Here is a 13,072-nt window from a genome sequence, read left to right on the forward strand (position 1 = left end):
TCAACACCCCAACCGGCTCGCCAGGGCATCGACGGGACCAAACTGCATTTCCCGGGTGCTCATATCCACGGCCACCTGGACCGTGTAGCCCTTGGTCAGCCGTTCGCCGGTCGCGGCATCCCTGATCTCATATTCGATGCGCAATCGCGGATCATAGTCAGTAATACGTGCCAGAATCCGCAGCTTCTGACCATAGCGGGCAGGCCTCGGATAGCGTATCCACAACTCGACGACCGGCCATCCATAGCCGGATGCCTTCATCTGCGGATAATCATAATTGATACTTTCCAGAAGGGCACATCGCGCGATCTCAAAATATTTAACGTAGTGACCGTGCCAAACGATCTCCATGACATCAATATCGTGGAAGGGAACCGTGAGTTCGATTTCGTTTTCGGGAAATTTTGACATAGCGACGCCTTAGTGCTGGAGCGGCCAAGCCGCAATCTGAATAGACGCCACCACGGCGCGCAGATCCGCCTCCAGTGGCCGATCTTCCAGCAGAGAGGGGGACAAGCCCCGAACGACTTGGGCCAATGCGCCGATCGCCCCTCTCCGCCAGCGTTCCTCGCCTCCAGCCCGCCCTCGAAGCTCGAGAGCCTGTACCAGCGCCAAGAGATGGGCGGCGGCCACCTGTTCGGTCAATTGCAGCACGCGCAGACAGTCGCGGGCGGCAATCGTCCCCATACTGACCTTGTCCTGGTTGTGGCTTTCGGTCGAGCGGGAGAACGCGCTTGCCGGCATGGTCAATTTCAAGGCTTCAGCCGTCCAGGCGGACATCCCGATCTGCACAGCCTTGAAGCCGTGATTAATGGCGAGGCGAGCCCCCGTCGCCCCTGTCAGTCCGGGGGGAAGACCGTTGTTCATCTTCGGATCGACAAGCAGCGCCATCTGCCGGTCCATGAGATCGGCCAGATTGGCAACACAGGTCTTCAGGCCATCCATAGCGAAGGCGATATGCCCACCATAGAAATGGCCGCCGTGCAGGACGGCCTTGGCCTCGCCATCAATGATCGGGTTGTCGTTGGCGCTGTTCAGTTCGGTTTCAATGAACTGGCGCAGCCACGGAAGGCTGTCACGCAGAACACCGATGATATGGGGAGCGCAACGGATGGAATAGCGATCCTGCAGCCGGCTGGGCGCCATATAGGCACCCGCCTGGTCCAGATCCGCGCGGATCCAGGCTGCGACCTCGTTCTGACCGGGATGCGGCTTTACGGCAAAAAGCCGGGCATTGAAATGCTCGGGGTTGCCTCCCAGGGCCAGACTCGCCATGGCAGTCAATCGGGAACAGAGCCGCGTCAGATACTCCGCCCGGACGAACGCTTCGCAGGCCAGACCCGTCATCACGGCTGTGCCGTTCATGAGAGCCAGCCCTTCCTTGGGCCGCATCTCCAATGGCGGCAGCCCCAACTCGGCCAGCACCTCGGCAGCCGGCCGGATATGCTCGCCCACGCGGGCAGACCGTTCTCCGACCAGGAGCGCAGCCACATAGGATAAGGGGGTCAGGTCACCGCTCGCTCCAACCGATCCCTCCTCGGGGATCAGGGGCTGCACATCCAGGTTCAGCAGATCCACCAAGCGCTGCAGCAGCACATGGCGAACGCCGGAATGGCCAAGCGACAAAGAAGCGAGGCGGGCAACCATCACCGCACGGGTAAGGTGCGGGGCCAGATGCGCGCCAAGACCGCACCCATGGAAACGGGACAGCTGTAGAGGCAGGGCAGCAACCAGGTCCCGGGGGATACGGGTGGTGCAGTTGTCGCCATAACCGGTGGTCACGCCATAGATCTCGCCATCCTGCGCCACCAGCTGATCAAGATAGGCGGCACTGGCCTCGATACGATGCTGCACGTCCGGGGCCGGGTCCAAAGCCACAGGCACATGCGAACGAGCGATCGCAACAACCTCTTCAATGTTGAGACGGCCACCGCCAATAAGAATGGGGGCAGGACAGCCAATATTCCGGGATGCAGTCTGCACAGTATTCATTATCAGCTTTCGCCTTGTTTTTTTTATATTCTGGCCATGAACCAAATCAACGCTGGCTGGCGCCCAGAAATCAAAAAAGTTAAACCATTGGAGCGGATAGCGCAGGGCATAGTATCCAAGCCGGGCAGCATAGCTGGCGATTGTCTTTCGCAGGTTCTCCTGCCGATTCCGGCGCGATTGTTGCAATCCTTCGGCATCGAGTTCCTCAAAGATGATGCGATGGCGCCGCCCCTCCCTGACACAGAAGACCAGCAGCACCGGGCATGCCATCAGCGATGCCAGAATAAACGGCCCCTCGGGAAATGCCGCATCGGCTCCCAGGAACGGCACGGCGCATGTGCGCCGACCGCCACTCGCGGGGGTCCGGTCCCCCACAATGACCACCAGCTCGCCACGATCCACGCGCTCCTTCAAGAGGATCGCCGTATCAACCCCGAATGATGAGGTCTGGATCATATTGAGGGCCGCCGAGGGATTGGCCTGGGCGAGCAGCCGGTTGAAACCGGCGGCATGTGCCGTATGCACCACCACGTTGATCTTCAGCTGCTGGTGCAGGCTGCCAAGAGCGCGGCAGAGCTCAAGGTTACCGAGATGGCTGCCGATCATCACACCGCCACGCCCCTCGGCCAGGACCCGGTCGAGGAGGTCGCGATTGTCGTAATCGACATCCTGCGGCCGAATATCTCCGGTCCAACTCGCCACCTTATCCAGGATGGCGGAGCCGAAGCTCATATAATGGCGGAAGCTGTAGAACAGGTTCGGGCGGCTGCCCAGGGCATGGCGGCCCTCCGGGTAGGCCCAGACCCGGTCCAGAAAGGAGCGCGAAGCATACCGGGTTCGACCATCCGACAGGAAGAAGTAAGTGATCACCGGAACCAGGAACAGGCCGAAGCCAATCCGGCCGAACAGCCGATAGCACTGCAGCATGAACCACAGACCGGCGAAGACACCCCGTTCCCGCATTCCAGACCAATGCACGCCGGTGTCGGGCCGGACCGGGTTCCTTTCGAGGGTCGACATGCTCACGCCACCTTGCCGCGGCGGAGGAAGTGCCCGGTCGCCAGTCGCCCGGCCATTCCCAGAAGCAGTCGCGTGTGCATGGCGCTGATGCTGACATTGTCCTTCAGCATGCGGAAATTCGAGATCCCGCCTTGCGGATAGATGACCGCGGTCCGGATGAACCGGAAGGGCACACCCAGCCAGTGCAGGCGGACCAGGATTTCGATATCGAAATCCATGCGCATGCCGAGCCAGCGGCTTTCCGCCGCCCGCAATGTCGCTGCGATCGGATAAACCCGGAAACCGCACATGGGATCGGCGATGTCCAGAGACAGGGTCTCCGCCCAGACGCAGACGCGGCTAATCACGCGGCCGACGCGCCGCCCAAGCGGAGCGGTGGCATCGAACTGCGGCACACCGGCGATCAGTGCATCGGGGTTGCTCCGGGCCGCCTCGATGAAGCGGGGAATGTCAGCAATGTCATGCTGGCCGTCGGCATCGATCTGCAGCGCATGACTATGGCCGGCCATCGCCGCGGCGCGCAGTCCATCGATGACGGCAGCGCCTTTGCCGCCATTCTCATGGCGACGGACCACCGTGACGAACGCATGCTCAGCCCCGCTGCGGGCCAGGATTGCGGCATCCTCCGCTGTGTTGCCGTCATCCACCAGGAAGACCGGCAGCCCATAGGCCCCCAGGGAATTCATCAACCGCACCGCGGTAGCCGCATGCCGGTAGACTGGAACGATCAGGCAGAGTTGCGGAATCATGCCTCTCCTCCCCCCTCCCCGCCGAAGAGCAAGCGGCCGGACGCATGCCGCCCGGAAGGACTGGAAATATCGAACTGGACCTTGTCACTGTCCGGTTTAAAGGACAGGACCAGATCCAGTTCCGCTGCGGGCCGGACGACGCGGAAGAACTTCAGGGCCTCGACCCGCAGAACCGCGCCGCCCTTGCCGCCGTCGGCCATGGCCATTGCAACGGCCCAGCCAAGCTGGGCGACACCTGGCAGGATGGGCGTCCCATCGAAGTGCCCGTCGAAATAGCACAGCGACGGCGGAACGCGGAGCCGTGCCGCTATGGAATCCTCGCCCCTGCTCACCGACAGCGTCTCCGGCCGGGTTCCGTGGCCGCAGGCCGGCTGGAAAAGAGCCTCGAGTTGCTCAGTCGTTATCTTGCCCTGACTGTTTTCGGGCAGGGTGCGCACGAAGCGCCAATAGCGTGGCACGGCCGAGCGCGGCAGAACCTCGCGCAGGTCTTTCGCCATGGCCGCAATGATGGTGCGGCGGCCACGCTCACAGAGGTCGGTCCATCCGTCGGACGATGGCACCACGACGGCAGCAAGGGCCGTCCGCCGGCTCCGAGACAGCGGGAAGACGCGCACCCCCTGCACCCCGGCCATGACCGACAGGGCCTGCTCGACCTCGTTCAGGCTGACCCGGACCTCGTCGATCTTCACGATACGATCCGCTCGCCCCAAGAGACTGAAGCTGCCGTCGGCGGCCGGCCCATCAATGACATCGGCGCAGACCATTTCCCCGGCACAGGCCTGATGCGGAGAGTTGAGGCGAAGTTGGCCGGTTTCCCCATCCCGACGGACATGCACGCCCGAAAAGGGTGTCCAGCGGCTGGGCCGGGACGGATCGGACACTCGCCGGTAGGCGATGCCTCCCGTCTCGGTGCTTCCGAACACCTCGAACAGGCTCGCTCTCGTTTGGTTGTTCCAGGCCGCCGCCACGGCGGGGTCAAGGGGGCCACCGGAGGAGAAGGCGGCGGCCAGACCGGAGCCGAGTGCCGCCAAATCCAGCGCCGGCTGGGCCCGCTTCAGAAAGGTGGGGGAAGAAACGAAAACCGTACCACCGTCGCGTTCCAGCGCCTGGCACAGCTCATGCGGATGCAGAAGCAGGCCGGTCACAATCGTCCGCCCAGCCGCAAGCGGCCAGACGAGGCGGAACAGGAAGCCGTAGATATGATGGCACGGCACGGAACCGGCAACGAGTGCAGGGTCGGCCGCGTCTCGGATGAACGTCGCCTCCAATGTCGCCACTTCCGTGGCAAGCCGGATCAGCGGCCGCGTCACAGGCACAGGCCCGTTGGTGGAACCCGAGGTGTGGAACGTCACGAAAACACGATCGCCGTCCAGAACCGCGGGAGGCAAGGCCTCTGCATCGGCACCGGGAGACAGCGGATCGCGGCCGGCCAGATCGGCCTGGTCTGAAAACACCATGTCTGCCGTTGCGGCCAAGGCCTTCAGATGGGCGGAAGCCAGACTCGCCGGGAGCAGGATCTCACAGCCAGCCCGGGCGGCAGCGGCAAAGGCCACAGCCATCCGCGCCTCATCGGACAATGCCAAAAGGCAGCGCCTGGTCCCGCAACGGGCCAGTTCGGCGGCCAGGGACAGGGCGGCCTTCTGGAACCAGGAGCGGCTGCGCGGCCCGTCCCGAAGCAGCAGGGCGGGTCGATCCCGCTCGCAGGAGAGCGGCAACAGCACGGACAGCAGGTCAATCATACCGGAACCCGCCTCATCATGAGCCGCCGCGCCAGATATTCCCCGCCGAGAAGGCAGCCGATGGCGATGTAGGAAATCAGCCCGTTGTAGAGGGCCCACAGTTCCAGATCGTCAGAGAGCACGGTGTAAAGGGCGATTGCGCCATTGGTAACGAAGAACAGGCACCAGATCTTGGTGACTTTTCGTGTCCATGCCACGCCGGCTGGAGACAGATCCGGCTCGCGCAGGCGGGCCAGACGCTCGATCACAGGGGGAGGACGCAGCAATGAAAGTCCGAATATGATCAGCATGCCAGTATTCACCGCCACGGGATAATACAGTAGGAAGTCCGGCGTTCCCGAGAGCAGAGCAGCCCCGGGAAACCCCAGGGCAGCAATCGCAGACGCCCAGCCCATCCGTTGGCTCGAGCGATCTCCGAAGGGCAGGAACAGTCGCAGCGCCAGCAGGACCAGCAGCATCAGGGACAGCGGCCGCCAGCCGCCATGGGCAATCCCCAGATAGACAAGCAGCGGATACGAAACGGCTGCCAAGCCGATCAAGGCAGCCAGAACCGCCTTTCGGCCAGGGGCGATGCGCGGCTGTCGGCGCAGGAGGACCATGACTGCCTCAGGCCGCCACATGCTCGTTCAATACGCGGTGCAGGACATCGACGACGTCCCCCACGGACTGGATGCGCTTGAACGTCAGAGGGTCGATCTTGCGCCCGGTAATGACCCGAAGCTCCGCCAACAGGTCAACGGCATCAATACTGTCGATCTTCAGATCGGAATACAGATTGGCTTGCGGCACCACCAGGGCCTCGTCCAGCTCGAAATGTTCCACAAGCAACGCCTTCAGCGTCGTGAAAATCTCTTCCTTACTCTGCATGTCTTCCCCCAACCATTTGTAATCCGGCAGGCCCGACTTGGCGCTGGCCCAACCGGCCCCTTTCAGCCATCACGCACTTTGAAACTGGCGGACCAGTTCCGCCAGCGTGGAGACAGACCGGAAATAGCCCCGGATCTCGTCAGACCGGCCATCGATCTTGATGCCGTAGCGCTTCTGTAGCGCGACCCCCAACTCCAGCGCGTCGATGGAATCCAACCCCAGCCCCTCCCCGAACAGCGGCAGATCAGACCCGATGTCCGCGGGCTGGACATCCTCCAGATCAAGCGACTTGATGATCAGGAGTTTTATCTCGGCTTCCAATGACATTTCCAGACTCGTCTCTTCCATCCGAATGAACCACCTTTGTTTCCAGAAGACTCTGTAAAAGCCTGTTTACGCGTCTATTGTTACGGCTGAGTGAATCCCCTTCAACGATTATAGATTCGGGGGACACATCATCGCCAACCTGCAACGTCCAATGCGGCTTCCGCAGCGGGATCTCGTACCAGGATTTGCATTTGGTCAGCGTTGTCGGTTCCACATGGATGGACACCGGGGTGAAGGCCTTGCAACTGGCCGCTATGATCGACGCGGCTCCCCGCTTCAATTGCAACGGCCGTCCCGGCTCGGTCCGGGTGCCTTCAGGGAAGATCACCAACGAGTGACCGGCCTGCAGCGCCGCCACGCAGTGCTCCACGAGTTGCAGGGGATCATCGTTCGGGATGTACCCGGTCGCCCACATGACTCCCATGACGAAAGGGTTTCGCCAATGGCTGCTCTTTACCACGCAGAGCGTGGAGGGCATCTGCGAAATGATGAAAACCACGTCGATCAGTGACGGGTGGTTGGCCACAACCAGCAGGCCGGTCCGCTTCAACCGGCCGGCATGCTCCCAGCGGTAAGACAGCACGCCGAGCGTTTTCATCAGCCAGATAAACAAACCGAAGCACCGCCCCACCACGATCTGACAACGACGCTGGGCCTTGGCCCGGTCCGCACTGCCGAGGTGGATGGCCGGAAACAGAACGAGGCCAATGAACAGCCCGCCGACACCGAAGGTGGCGAAGCTCATCACCGTTCCGCAGAGACGCCAGATCTGGTCAAGCCGGGCCATGTTGGCTCCATGTCCATTCGAATCGGGCGCCCCGGCGGCTGAGATGCGTTGACCGCCCCAGCAGCAGCGGCACCAGATCCTGTACACACCAGCGTGTCGTCTCCTCGGAAAACCCGTCGCCGGCACGCCACCCCAGATGCACGGTCGTCCCCCCGGCCGCCATGTCGGCCCGGGTCAGACGCAACCCGAGCGCGCCACCACCGGCCGGCGGCCATGGATCACCGCCATAGCAATCGGGAAGCGGCTCTTCGGCATAGACCATCAGCACGTCCTCGGCCTCCCCCGCCTGCAGCAGGGACCAGCTTTCCAGGACGGCGAACTCAAGGCTGTCCGGCCCCGCCGCGATAGCGGTCGCATGACCGTCGAGACCATTCGTGATCGAGCAGAGAGCCGCGCCCGTATTATGAACGGACATGCTGAAAGCTGCAGGCGAAAGCAACTCTCCTTTCGCCAGGGCGCAGAGAAGAGCATAGGTGACGTCATACTCGCCGAAGCGCGAGGCGAAAACCAGATGAGGCCGCCCTGAATTGCCTTGCAACAGACTGCGGGCCACACTCAGGGCCAGTCGAGACAAGCGGCTATAGCGCCTGTACTGCAGAGGCGGCAAGAAATCAAGCTTAGGCGACCAGGACGGATCAGGTACGCGCGCGCCGTCTAACCACTCCGACCACTCCGTCTGGGTGCTGATATTGCCAAGGCATGCCGACCATTGCTGAACTTTCAGCAAAATCTCTGGCAGTACGCTTGAATTTTTCTTTACCCCAGCCCACTGCATCTTTCGTAATTGCCCCCCGCCCGGATGGGTGAGATAACACTATCCGACCGGTTAATGTCAATGCACAGACTTGAAGCCTTTGGCTGTATAATTGGACTGAAAATACCGCATCTACCGAGTTCTCAAAGAGAGTCGCAGCATGCCCAATTTTGAGCAAAAATTAAAAAAAACTTCTCAAGACAAAGCAGTTCGCATAGAGGGCTTGACTGGAGGCGAGCACTACGATCGAAAGAACGCACACTCACCTATTGAAAGGCACACCAATCATATAAATTGCGTCACGGATAAGTATTTCAGTTTTCCCTTCCGTCCAGACCCATCTGCACAGGCCGGCGGACTGCCCCGGGGCCGTCAGCACGAGATGGACGGGATGCGTCGCCCCTCGGCACCGGGGACGGCCTGACGTGATGGATTGCTGGCTGGTGACCGGTGGCGCGGGCTTTATCGGCTCCCACCTGGTGGACGCGCTTTTGGCCCGCGGGGACAGGGTCCGCATTCTCGACGACCTGAGCAGCGCTTGCCGAGACAATGTGCCTGCAGCGGCGGAGTTTCTGCTCGGCGATGTGACGGATTCCGCCTTGGTCCAACGGGCCATGGCCGGCGTCAGCGGTTGCTTCCATCTTGCGGCAATCGCGTCGGTCGAGCGCGGGCTTGAAGATTGGCTCGGCACCCATCGCACCAACCTGACTGGAACAGTCACGGTTCTCGATGCGGCCCGCGGCACTCAATGTCCTGTGGTCTACGCCTCATCGGCTGCCATATATGGCGCCAATCAGGATTTACCCCTGAACGAACAATCCCCTGCGGAACCGCTTTCCGCCTATGGCGTTGACAAGCTTTCTTGCGAGTTTTACGCCAAAGTCGCGGCGCAGATACACGGCGTACCCAGCGCCGGGTTGCGCTTTTTCAATGTCTATGGCCCGCGGCAGAATCCCGCTTCGCCCTACGCCGGGGTCATCGCGCGTTTCGTTCGTCAGGCGCTCTGCGGTCGCCCGCTGTATATAAATGGAGATGGCGGTGCGACGCGTGATTTCATCCATGTGCATGACGCTGTTGATCATCTGCTGGCAGCCATGACACGAGTTCGGACCGGCCAGGCCCGTGGCGAGGTCTTCAATGTTTGCACCGGGCACTCCACCAGCGTGCTGGCACTGGCAGCAATGATCCGAACTATCGCCGGCAGCAACAGCCCGATCATGCACCAGCCGGAGCGGGCCGGCGACATCCGCCATTCCCTGGGGGATCCCGCGCGAGCCATCCGCCTCCTGGGGGTTGGAACCCGGACCAGTCTGGAGAGCGGGCTGCAAACCATGCTGCGGCCCTCCTGATTGTCCCGCACGGAGCGTCCCACTGAAGGGGCGTGCGGTGTGAGTTCTCCAGAACGGTTTCTGCAGTGACCGGCCCTGGTGTGCGATGTGACCGGGGTCGAGGTCTGGCTCGGCAAAAGGCGGAGCGCGTCCAAAGCGGACACCTTCCGCAAAGCACCGGCGCCGGACGGTCGCCAACAGCGCACGCGGCCGGTCAAAGCAGCATTTCCAGAGGTCAAACGACAGCAGCAGACCTGATGACAGTCGTTACGCCGCCCACTCCTTGCGCAGAATGGCGTACTGCATCGTATTCTCGTAGATTGGCACACCCTGATCGTCATTGACGAATGACACGAACTCCCGGAACAGCCCCTCCCGTCGCATCCCCAACCGCTCGCAGAGGCGCTGCGAGGCAAGATTGTTGTCCTCCACATAGGCGTAGAGCCGCCGGGCCTCTTTCACCTTGAACAAGTAGTCGAACAGCGCCCGCGCCGCTTCGGAGGCATAGCCGCCACCGCTGAAATTGACGTTGAAATTCCAACCAACCGAATATGTGTCAGGAGGCTCGGGGAGACAAAGCAGGTCGCCGATCAGCTTACCAGAGCTTCGCAGGCATACGGCGACATGCTCATCGCTGCCGCTGCGCGCCTCGACTTCGGCTTGAGCGGCATCGAGATCGGCAAGTTCGAGAGACGCAAAGCAACTCGATCGGGGCTGATGCAAATAGGCAAACAGATCAGCAGCATCACCCTGCCGGAAATTTCGCAGAATCAGCCGCTCTGTTACAACGACGTTCACCTGAACTTCCTTTTTGACTCTATTGGCCCCTCCCACACATAAACGGCATCGACAGCTACGTCGACACACGCCTCTGGTCCCTGTGGCCCCATTCCTGGAGTATGAGCCGGCGCTGCGGCTCGCATTCTACCTTGTTGTAGAGGCCGCAGGACAAACCCCCACCCTTGTGGGGATGGGAGCCTGCCTCCATGCAGTCGCTGATGACATCGACGCCATAACGGCCGATCGTCAACGCATCCCGGCCGCCATGCACAACTTATCTTTGCCCCCAAAAGCGAGCGATCGACCTTTCATTCATTTCAGCTGGTCATGATGATTTAGCGATAGTTCGCGAAACGCCGCGAACCACGTCATTTCATTCCCACTCGATCGTTCCCGGCGGCTTCGAGGTGATGTCGTAGGTGACGCGGTTGATGCCCTTGACCTCGTTGATGATGCGGGTGGCGACGCGGCCCAGGAAGCTGTGGTCGAAGGGGTAGTAATCGGCGGTCATGCCGTCGACCGAGGTCACGGCGCGCAGCGCGCAGGCATAATCGTAGGTGCGGCCGTCGCCCATCACGCCCACGGTGCGCACCGGCAGCAGCACGGCGAAGGCCTGCCAGATGGCATCGTAAAGACCGGCGTTGCGGATCTCTTCCAGATAGATCGTATCGGCCTTGCGCAGGATCTCCAGCTTCTCCCGCGTGATCTCGCCGGGGATGCGGATGGCCAGCCCCGGACCGGGGAAGGGATGACGGCCGACAAAGCTGGGCGGCAGGCCCAGCTCGCGCCCCAGCGCCCGCACCTCGTCCTTGAACAGCTCGCGCAGCGGCTCGACCAGCTTGAGCTTCATCCGCTCCGGCAGGCCGCCCACATTGTGGTGCGACTTGATGGTGACGCTGGGGCCGCCGGTGAAGGACACGGATTCGATGACGTCGGGATAGAGCGTGCCCTGGGCCAGGAAGCCGGCCCCGCCCACCTTGGCGGCCTCGCGGTCGAACACCTCGATGAACAGGCGGCCGATGATCTTGCGCTTCTGCTCTGGATCGCTGACGCCCGCCAGTTCACCCAGGAACAGGTCGCTGGCGTCCACATGCACCAGCGGGATGTTGTAATGGTCGCGGAACAGGGTCACCACCTGCTCCGCCTCGCCGGCGCGCATCAGGCCGGTATCGACGAAGATGCAGGTCAGCGCGTCGCCGATGGCCTCATGAATCAGCACGGCGGCCACCGAACTGTCGACACCGCCGGACAGGCCGCAGATGACCTTGCCCTCGCCCACCTGGGCGCGGATGCGAGCCACGGCCTCCTGGCGGAAGGCGGCCATGGTCCAGTCGCCCGTCAGCCCCGCCACCGTGAACAGGAAGTTGCGGATCAGCGCATCGCCATGGGGGGTGTGCACCACCTCGGGATGGAACTGCACGCCATAGAAGCGGCGGGTATCGTCGGCGATGATGGCATAGGGCGCCCCCTCGCTCTGCGCGACGATGCGGAACCCCTGCGGCAACCGGGTCACCCGGTCGCCATGGCTCATCCACACCTGCTCGCGGGCGCCGGGGGTCCAGACCCCCTCGAACAGGGCGCAGGGCTCCTTGACATCGACATAGGCGCGGCCGAATTCGCGGGTTTCGCCCGGCTCCACCTTGCCGCCCAGCTGCTCGCACATGGTCTGCTGACCATAGCAGATACCCAGCACCGGCACGCCCAGGGTCCACACCGCCTCGGGCGCGCGGGGGCTGCCGGTCTCGGTCACGCTGGCCGGTCCGCCGGACAGGATGATGGCACGCGGGCCGAAGGCCCGGATGCGGTCGCCATCGGCGCTGAACGGATGGATCTCGCAATAGATCCCGGCCTCGCGCACCCGGCGCGCGATCAGCTGGGTCACCTGCGAACCGAAGTCCAGGATCAGGACGCGGTCGGGATGGGCGCCGGGGTGGACGCCGAGATGGGCGGAGGTCGCGGAAGCGGTCATGGCGCACTGTCCTGGGCTGGGCCGAAAGTGCGCCGGACCCTAGCCCAGCCGCCCCGTCCCCGCAAGCGGAGCGGGTGCAAAGCCGGGTTGTCCCCGGTCATCCAGGGCGGAGGCTCAGCCTCAGTGGTCCCCGCCCACCGGCGGATCGGCCGCCAGCCGGGCCAGCGGCACCAGATCGCTCCAGCCATAGGCCACCTCGGTCAGGCGGGCACCGGCGAAATGGATGGGCTGCTCGGCCAGGCGCTGCCCACCCAGCCGCTCATAGAACCAGCGCGCCTGATTGTCCCGCAGCACCCAGACCACAGCCGCCTGCATGCCGGTATCCAGCAATTGCTGCGCCATGGCTCCCAACAGGCGCCGGCCCCAGCCCAGCCCCTGCATCTGGTCCAGCAGGTACAGCGCATAGAATTCGCCATCGAATCCCGACAGGCCGGTTCGTTGCGATCCGCAGCTGGCGAAGCCGGCAACGCCATCGGCCGCCGTCTCCAGCACGAAGGTCCGGCGGCCCCGCTCCGCCGCCCCCAGCAGCGACTGCCAGCGGCGGGCATAGGTCTCGGCCGACAGTTTCACCAGATACTGGTCCGGCAGCTGGCCGGGATAGGTGGTCCGCCAGCTTTCCACATGCACGCGCGCGATGGCGGCGGCGTCGCCGGGGCGGGCGGGTCGGATCAGATCAACGGCCATGGGCGGCCTCTCCAACAGGGCTCATGCGATGCTGCCCCAGTTCCCGGCCCTTGACCAGAGCTTACAGGGTCGGGGG

General features: G+C 62.9%; 13 protein-coding genes. 1 reads left to right on the top strand and 12 read right to left on the bottom strand.

What is annotated here, in order from left to right; genetic code table 11:
- From DK368_RS19270 to DK368_RS19310, 9 genes are all read right to left on the bottom strand, one after another.
- A complete protein-coding gene (locus DK368_RS19270) occupies positions 1–411 on the bottom strand; it encodes an acyl-CoA thioesterase (RefSeq protein WP_114395611.1) in 411 nt (136 codons plus the stop codon).
- A gap of 9 nt (positions 412–420) precedes the next feature.
- The gene (locus DK368_RS19275) at positions 421–3,012 is read right to left on the bottom strand and encodes an LpxL/LpxP family acyltransferase (protein WP_114395612.1); all 2,592 of its coding nucleotides are present in this window, start codon (positions 3,010–3,012) and stop codon (positions 421–423) included.
- A 2-nt stretch (positions 3,013–3,014) separates the two neighbouring features.
- The gene (locus tag DK368_RS19280) at positions 3,015–3,761 is read right to left on the bottom strand and encodes a glycosyltransferase family 2 protein (protein ID WP_114395613.1); all 747 of its coding nucleotides are present in this window, start codon (positions 3,759–3,761) and stop codon (positions 3,015–3,017) included.
- On the bottom strand, positions 3,758–5,500 hold the full coding sequence (locus DK368_RS19285; RefSeq protein ID WP_114395614.1) for an ApeI family dehydratase: 1,743 nt from the start codon (positions 5,498–5,500) through the stop codon (positions 3,758–3,760). Before DK368_RS19285 ends, DK368_RS19280 begins: the two co-directional genes overlap by 4 nt.
- The gene (locus DK368_RS19290; protein WP_155524645.1) at positions 5,497–6,099 is read right to left on the bottom strand and encodes a COG4648 family protein; all 603 of its coding nucleotides are present in this window, start codon (positions 6,097–6,099) and stop codon (positions 5,497–5,499) included. Before DK368_RS19290 ends, DK368_RS19285 begins: the two co-directional genes overlap by 4 nt.
- A 7-nt stretch (positions 6,100–6,106) precedes the next feature.
- Positions 6,107–6,367, bottom strand: coding sequence for an acyl carrier protein (locus DK368_RS19295; RefSeq protein ID WP_114395616.1), 261 nt, complete (start codon positions 6,365–6,367; stop codon positions 6,107–6,109).
- 69 nt (positions 6,368–6,436) lie between these two features.
- The gene (locus DK368_RS19300; RefSeq protein ID WP_114395617.1) at positions 6,437–6,694 is read right to left on the bottom strand and encodes a phosphopantetheine-binding protein; all 258 of its coding nucleotides are present in this window, start codon (positions 6,692–6,694) and stop codon (positions 6,437–6,439) included.
- Positions 6,648–7,439, bottom strand: coding sequence for a lysophospholipid acyltransferase family protein (locus DK368_RS19305; protein WP_162306107.1), 792 nt, complete (start codon positions 7,437–7,439; stop codon positions 6,648–6,650). The genes DK368_RS19300 and DK368_RS19305 overlap by 47 nt, the downstream gene beginning before the upstream one ends.
- A 28-nt stretch (positions 7,440–7,467) precedes the next feature.
- On the bottom strand, positions 7,468–8,208 hold the full coding sequence (locus DK368_RS19310) for a beta-ketoacyl synthase chain length factor (RefSeq protein ID WP_162306108.1): 741 nt from the start codon (positions 8,206–8,208) through the stop codon (positions 7,468–7,470).
- A 455-nt stretch (positions 8,209–8,663) separates the two neighbouring features.
- On the opposite strand from DK368_RS19310, the gene DK368_RS19315 reads away from it, so the two are divergent.
- On the top strand, positions 8,664–9,584 hold the full coding sequence (locus DK368_RS19315; protein ID WP_114395620.1) for an NAD-dependent epimerase/dehydratase family protein: 921 nt from the start codon (positions 8,664–8,666) through the stop codon (positions 9,582–9,584).
- Between the two features lie 246 nt (positions 9,585–9,830).
- Here the strand turns inward: DK368_RS19315 and DK368_RS19320 are convergent, their stop codons facing one another.
- From DK368_RS19320 to DK368_RS19335, 3 genes are all read right to left on the bottom strand, one after another.
- Positions 9,831–10,361, bottom strand: coding sequence for a GNAT family N-acetyltransferase (locus DK368_RS19320; RefSeq protein ID WP_114395621.1), 531 nt, complete (start codon positions 10,359–10,361; stop codon positions 9,831–9,833).
- 355 nt (positions 10,362–10,716) lie between these two features.
- Positions 10,717–12,312, bottom strand: a complete 1,596-nt coding sequence (gene guaA, locus DK368_RS19330; RefSeq protein ID WP_114395623.1) for a glutamine-hydrolyzing GMP synthase — start codon at positions 12,310–12,312, stop codon at positions 10,717–10,719.
- Between the two features lie 120 nt (positions 12,313–12,432).
- Entirely contained in the window at positions 12,433–12,996 is a 564-nt protein-coding gene (locus DK368_RS19335; protein ID WP_114395624.1) for a GNAT family N-acetyltransferase, read from the bottom strand.
- Positions 12,997–13,072 lie beyond the last annotated feature (76 nt).

The sequence above is a fragment of the Oleisolibacter albus genome, from assembly GCF_003336875.1.
GTDB classification, from domain to species: domain Bacteria; phylum Pseudomonadota; class Alphaproteobacteria; order Azospirillales; family Azospirillaceae; genus Niveispirillum; species Niveispirillum album.

What these genes read in the sequence shown, in the direction of transcription:
- DK368_RS19270 (WP_114395611.1), bottom strand. Translation starts at nt 411, where the DNA reads ATGTCAAAATTTCCCGAAAACGAAATCGAACTCACGGTTCCCTTCCAC.
- DK368_RS19275 (WP_114395612.1), bottom strand. Translation starts at nt 3,012, where the DNA reads ATGTCGACCCTCGAAAGGAACCCGGTCCGGCCCGACACCGGCGTGCAT.
- DK368_RS19280 (WP_114395613.1), bottom strand. Translation starts at nt 3,761, where the DNA reads ATGATTCCGCAACTCTGCCTGATCGTTCCAGTCTACCGGCATGCGGCT.
- DK368_RS19285 (WP_114395614.1), bottom strand. Translation starts at nt 5,500, where the DNA reads ATGATTGACCTGCTGTCCGTGCTGTTGCCGCTCTCCTGCGAGCGGGAT.
- DK368_RS19290 (WP_155524645.1), bottom strand. Translation starts at nt 6,099, where the DNA reads ATGGTCCTCCTGCGCCGACAGCCGCGCATCGCCCCTGGCCGAAAGGCG.
- DK368_RS19295 (WP_114395616.1), bottom strand. Translation starts at nt 6,367, where the DNA reads ATGCAGAGTAAGGAAGAGATTTTCACGACGCTGAAGGCGTTGCTTGTG.
- DK368_RS19300 (WP_114395617.1), bottom strand. Translation starts at nt 6,694, where the DNA reads ATGTCATTGGAAGCCGAGATAAAACTCCTGATCATCAAGTCGCTTGAT.
- DK368_RS19305 (WP_162306107.1), bottom strand. Translation starts at nt 7,439, where the DNA reads ATGAGCTTCGCCACCTTCGGTGTCGGCGGGCTGTTCATTGGCCTCGTT.
- DK368_RS19315 (WP_114395620.1), top strand. Translation starts at nt 8,664, where the DNA reads ATGGATTGCTGGCTGGTGACCGGTGGCGCGGGCTTTATCGGCTCCCAC.
- guaA (WP_114395623.1), bottom strand. Translation starts at nt 12,312, where the DNA reads ATGACCGCTTCCGCGACCTCCGCCCATCTCGGCGTCCACCCCGGCGCC.
- DK368_RS19335 (WP_114395624.1), bottom strand. Translation starts at nt 12,996, where the DNA reads ATGGCCGTTGATCTGATCCGACCCGCCCGCCCCGGCGACGCCGCCGCC.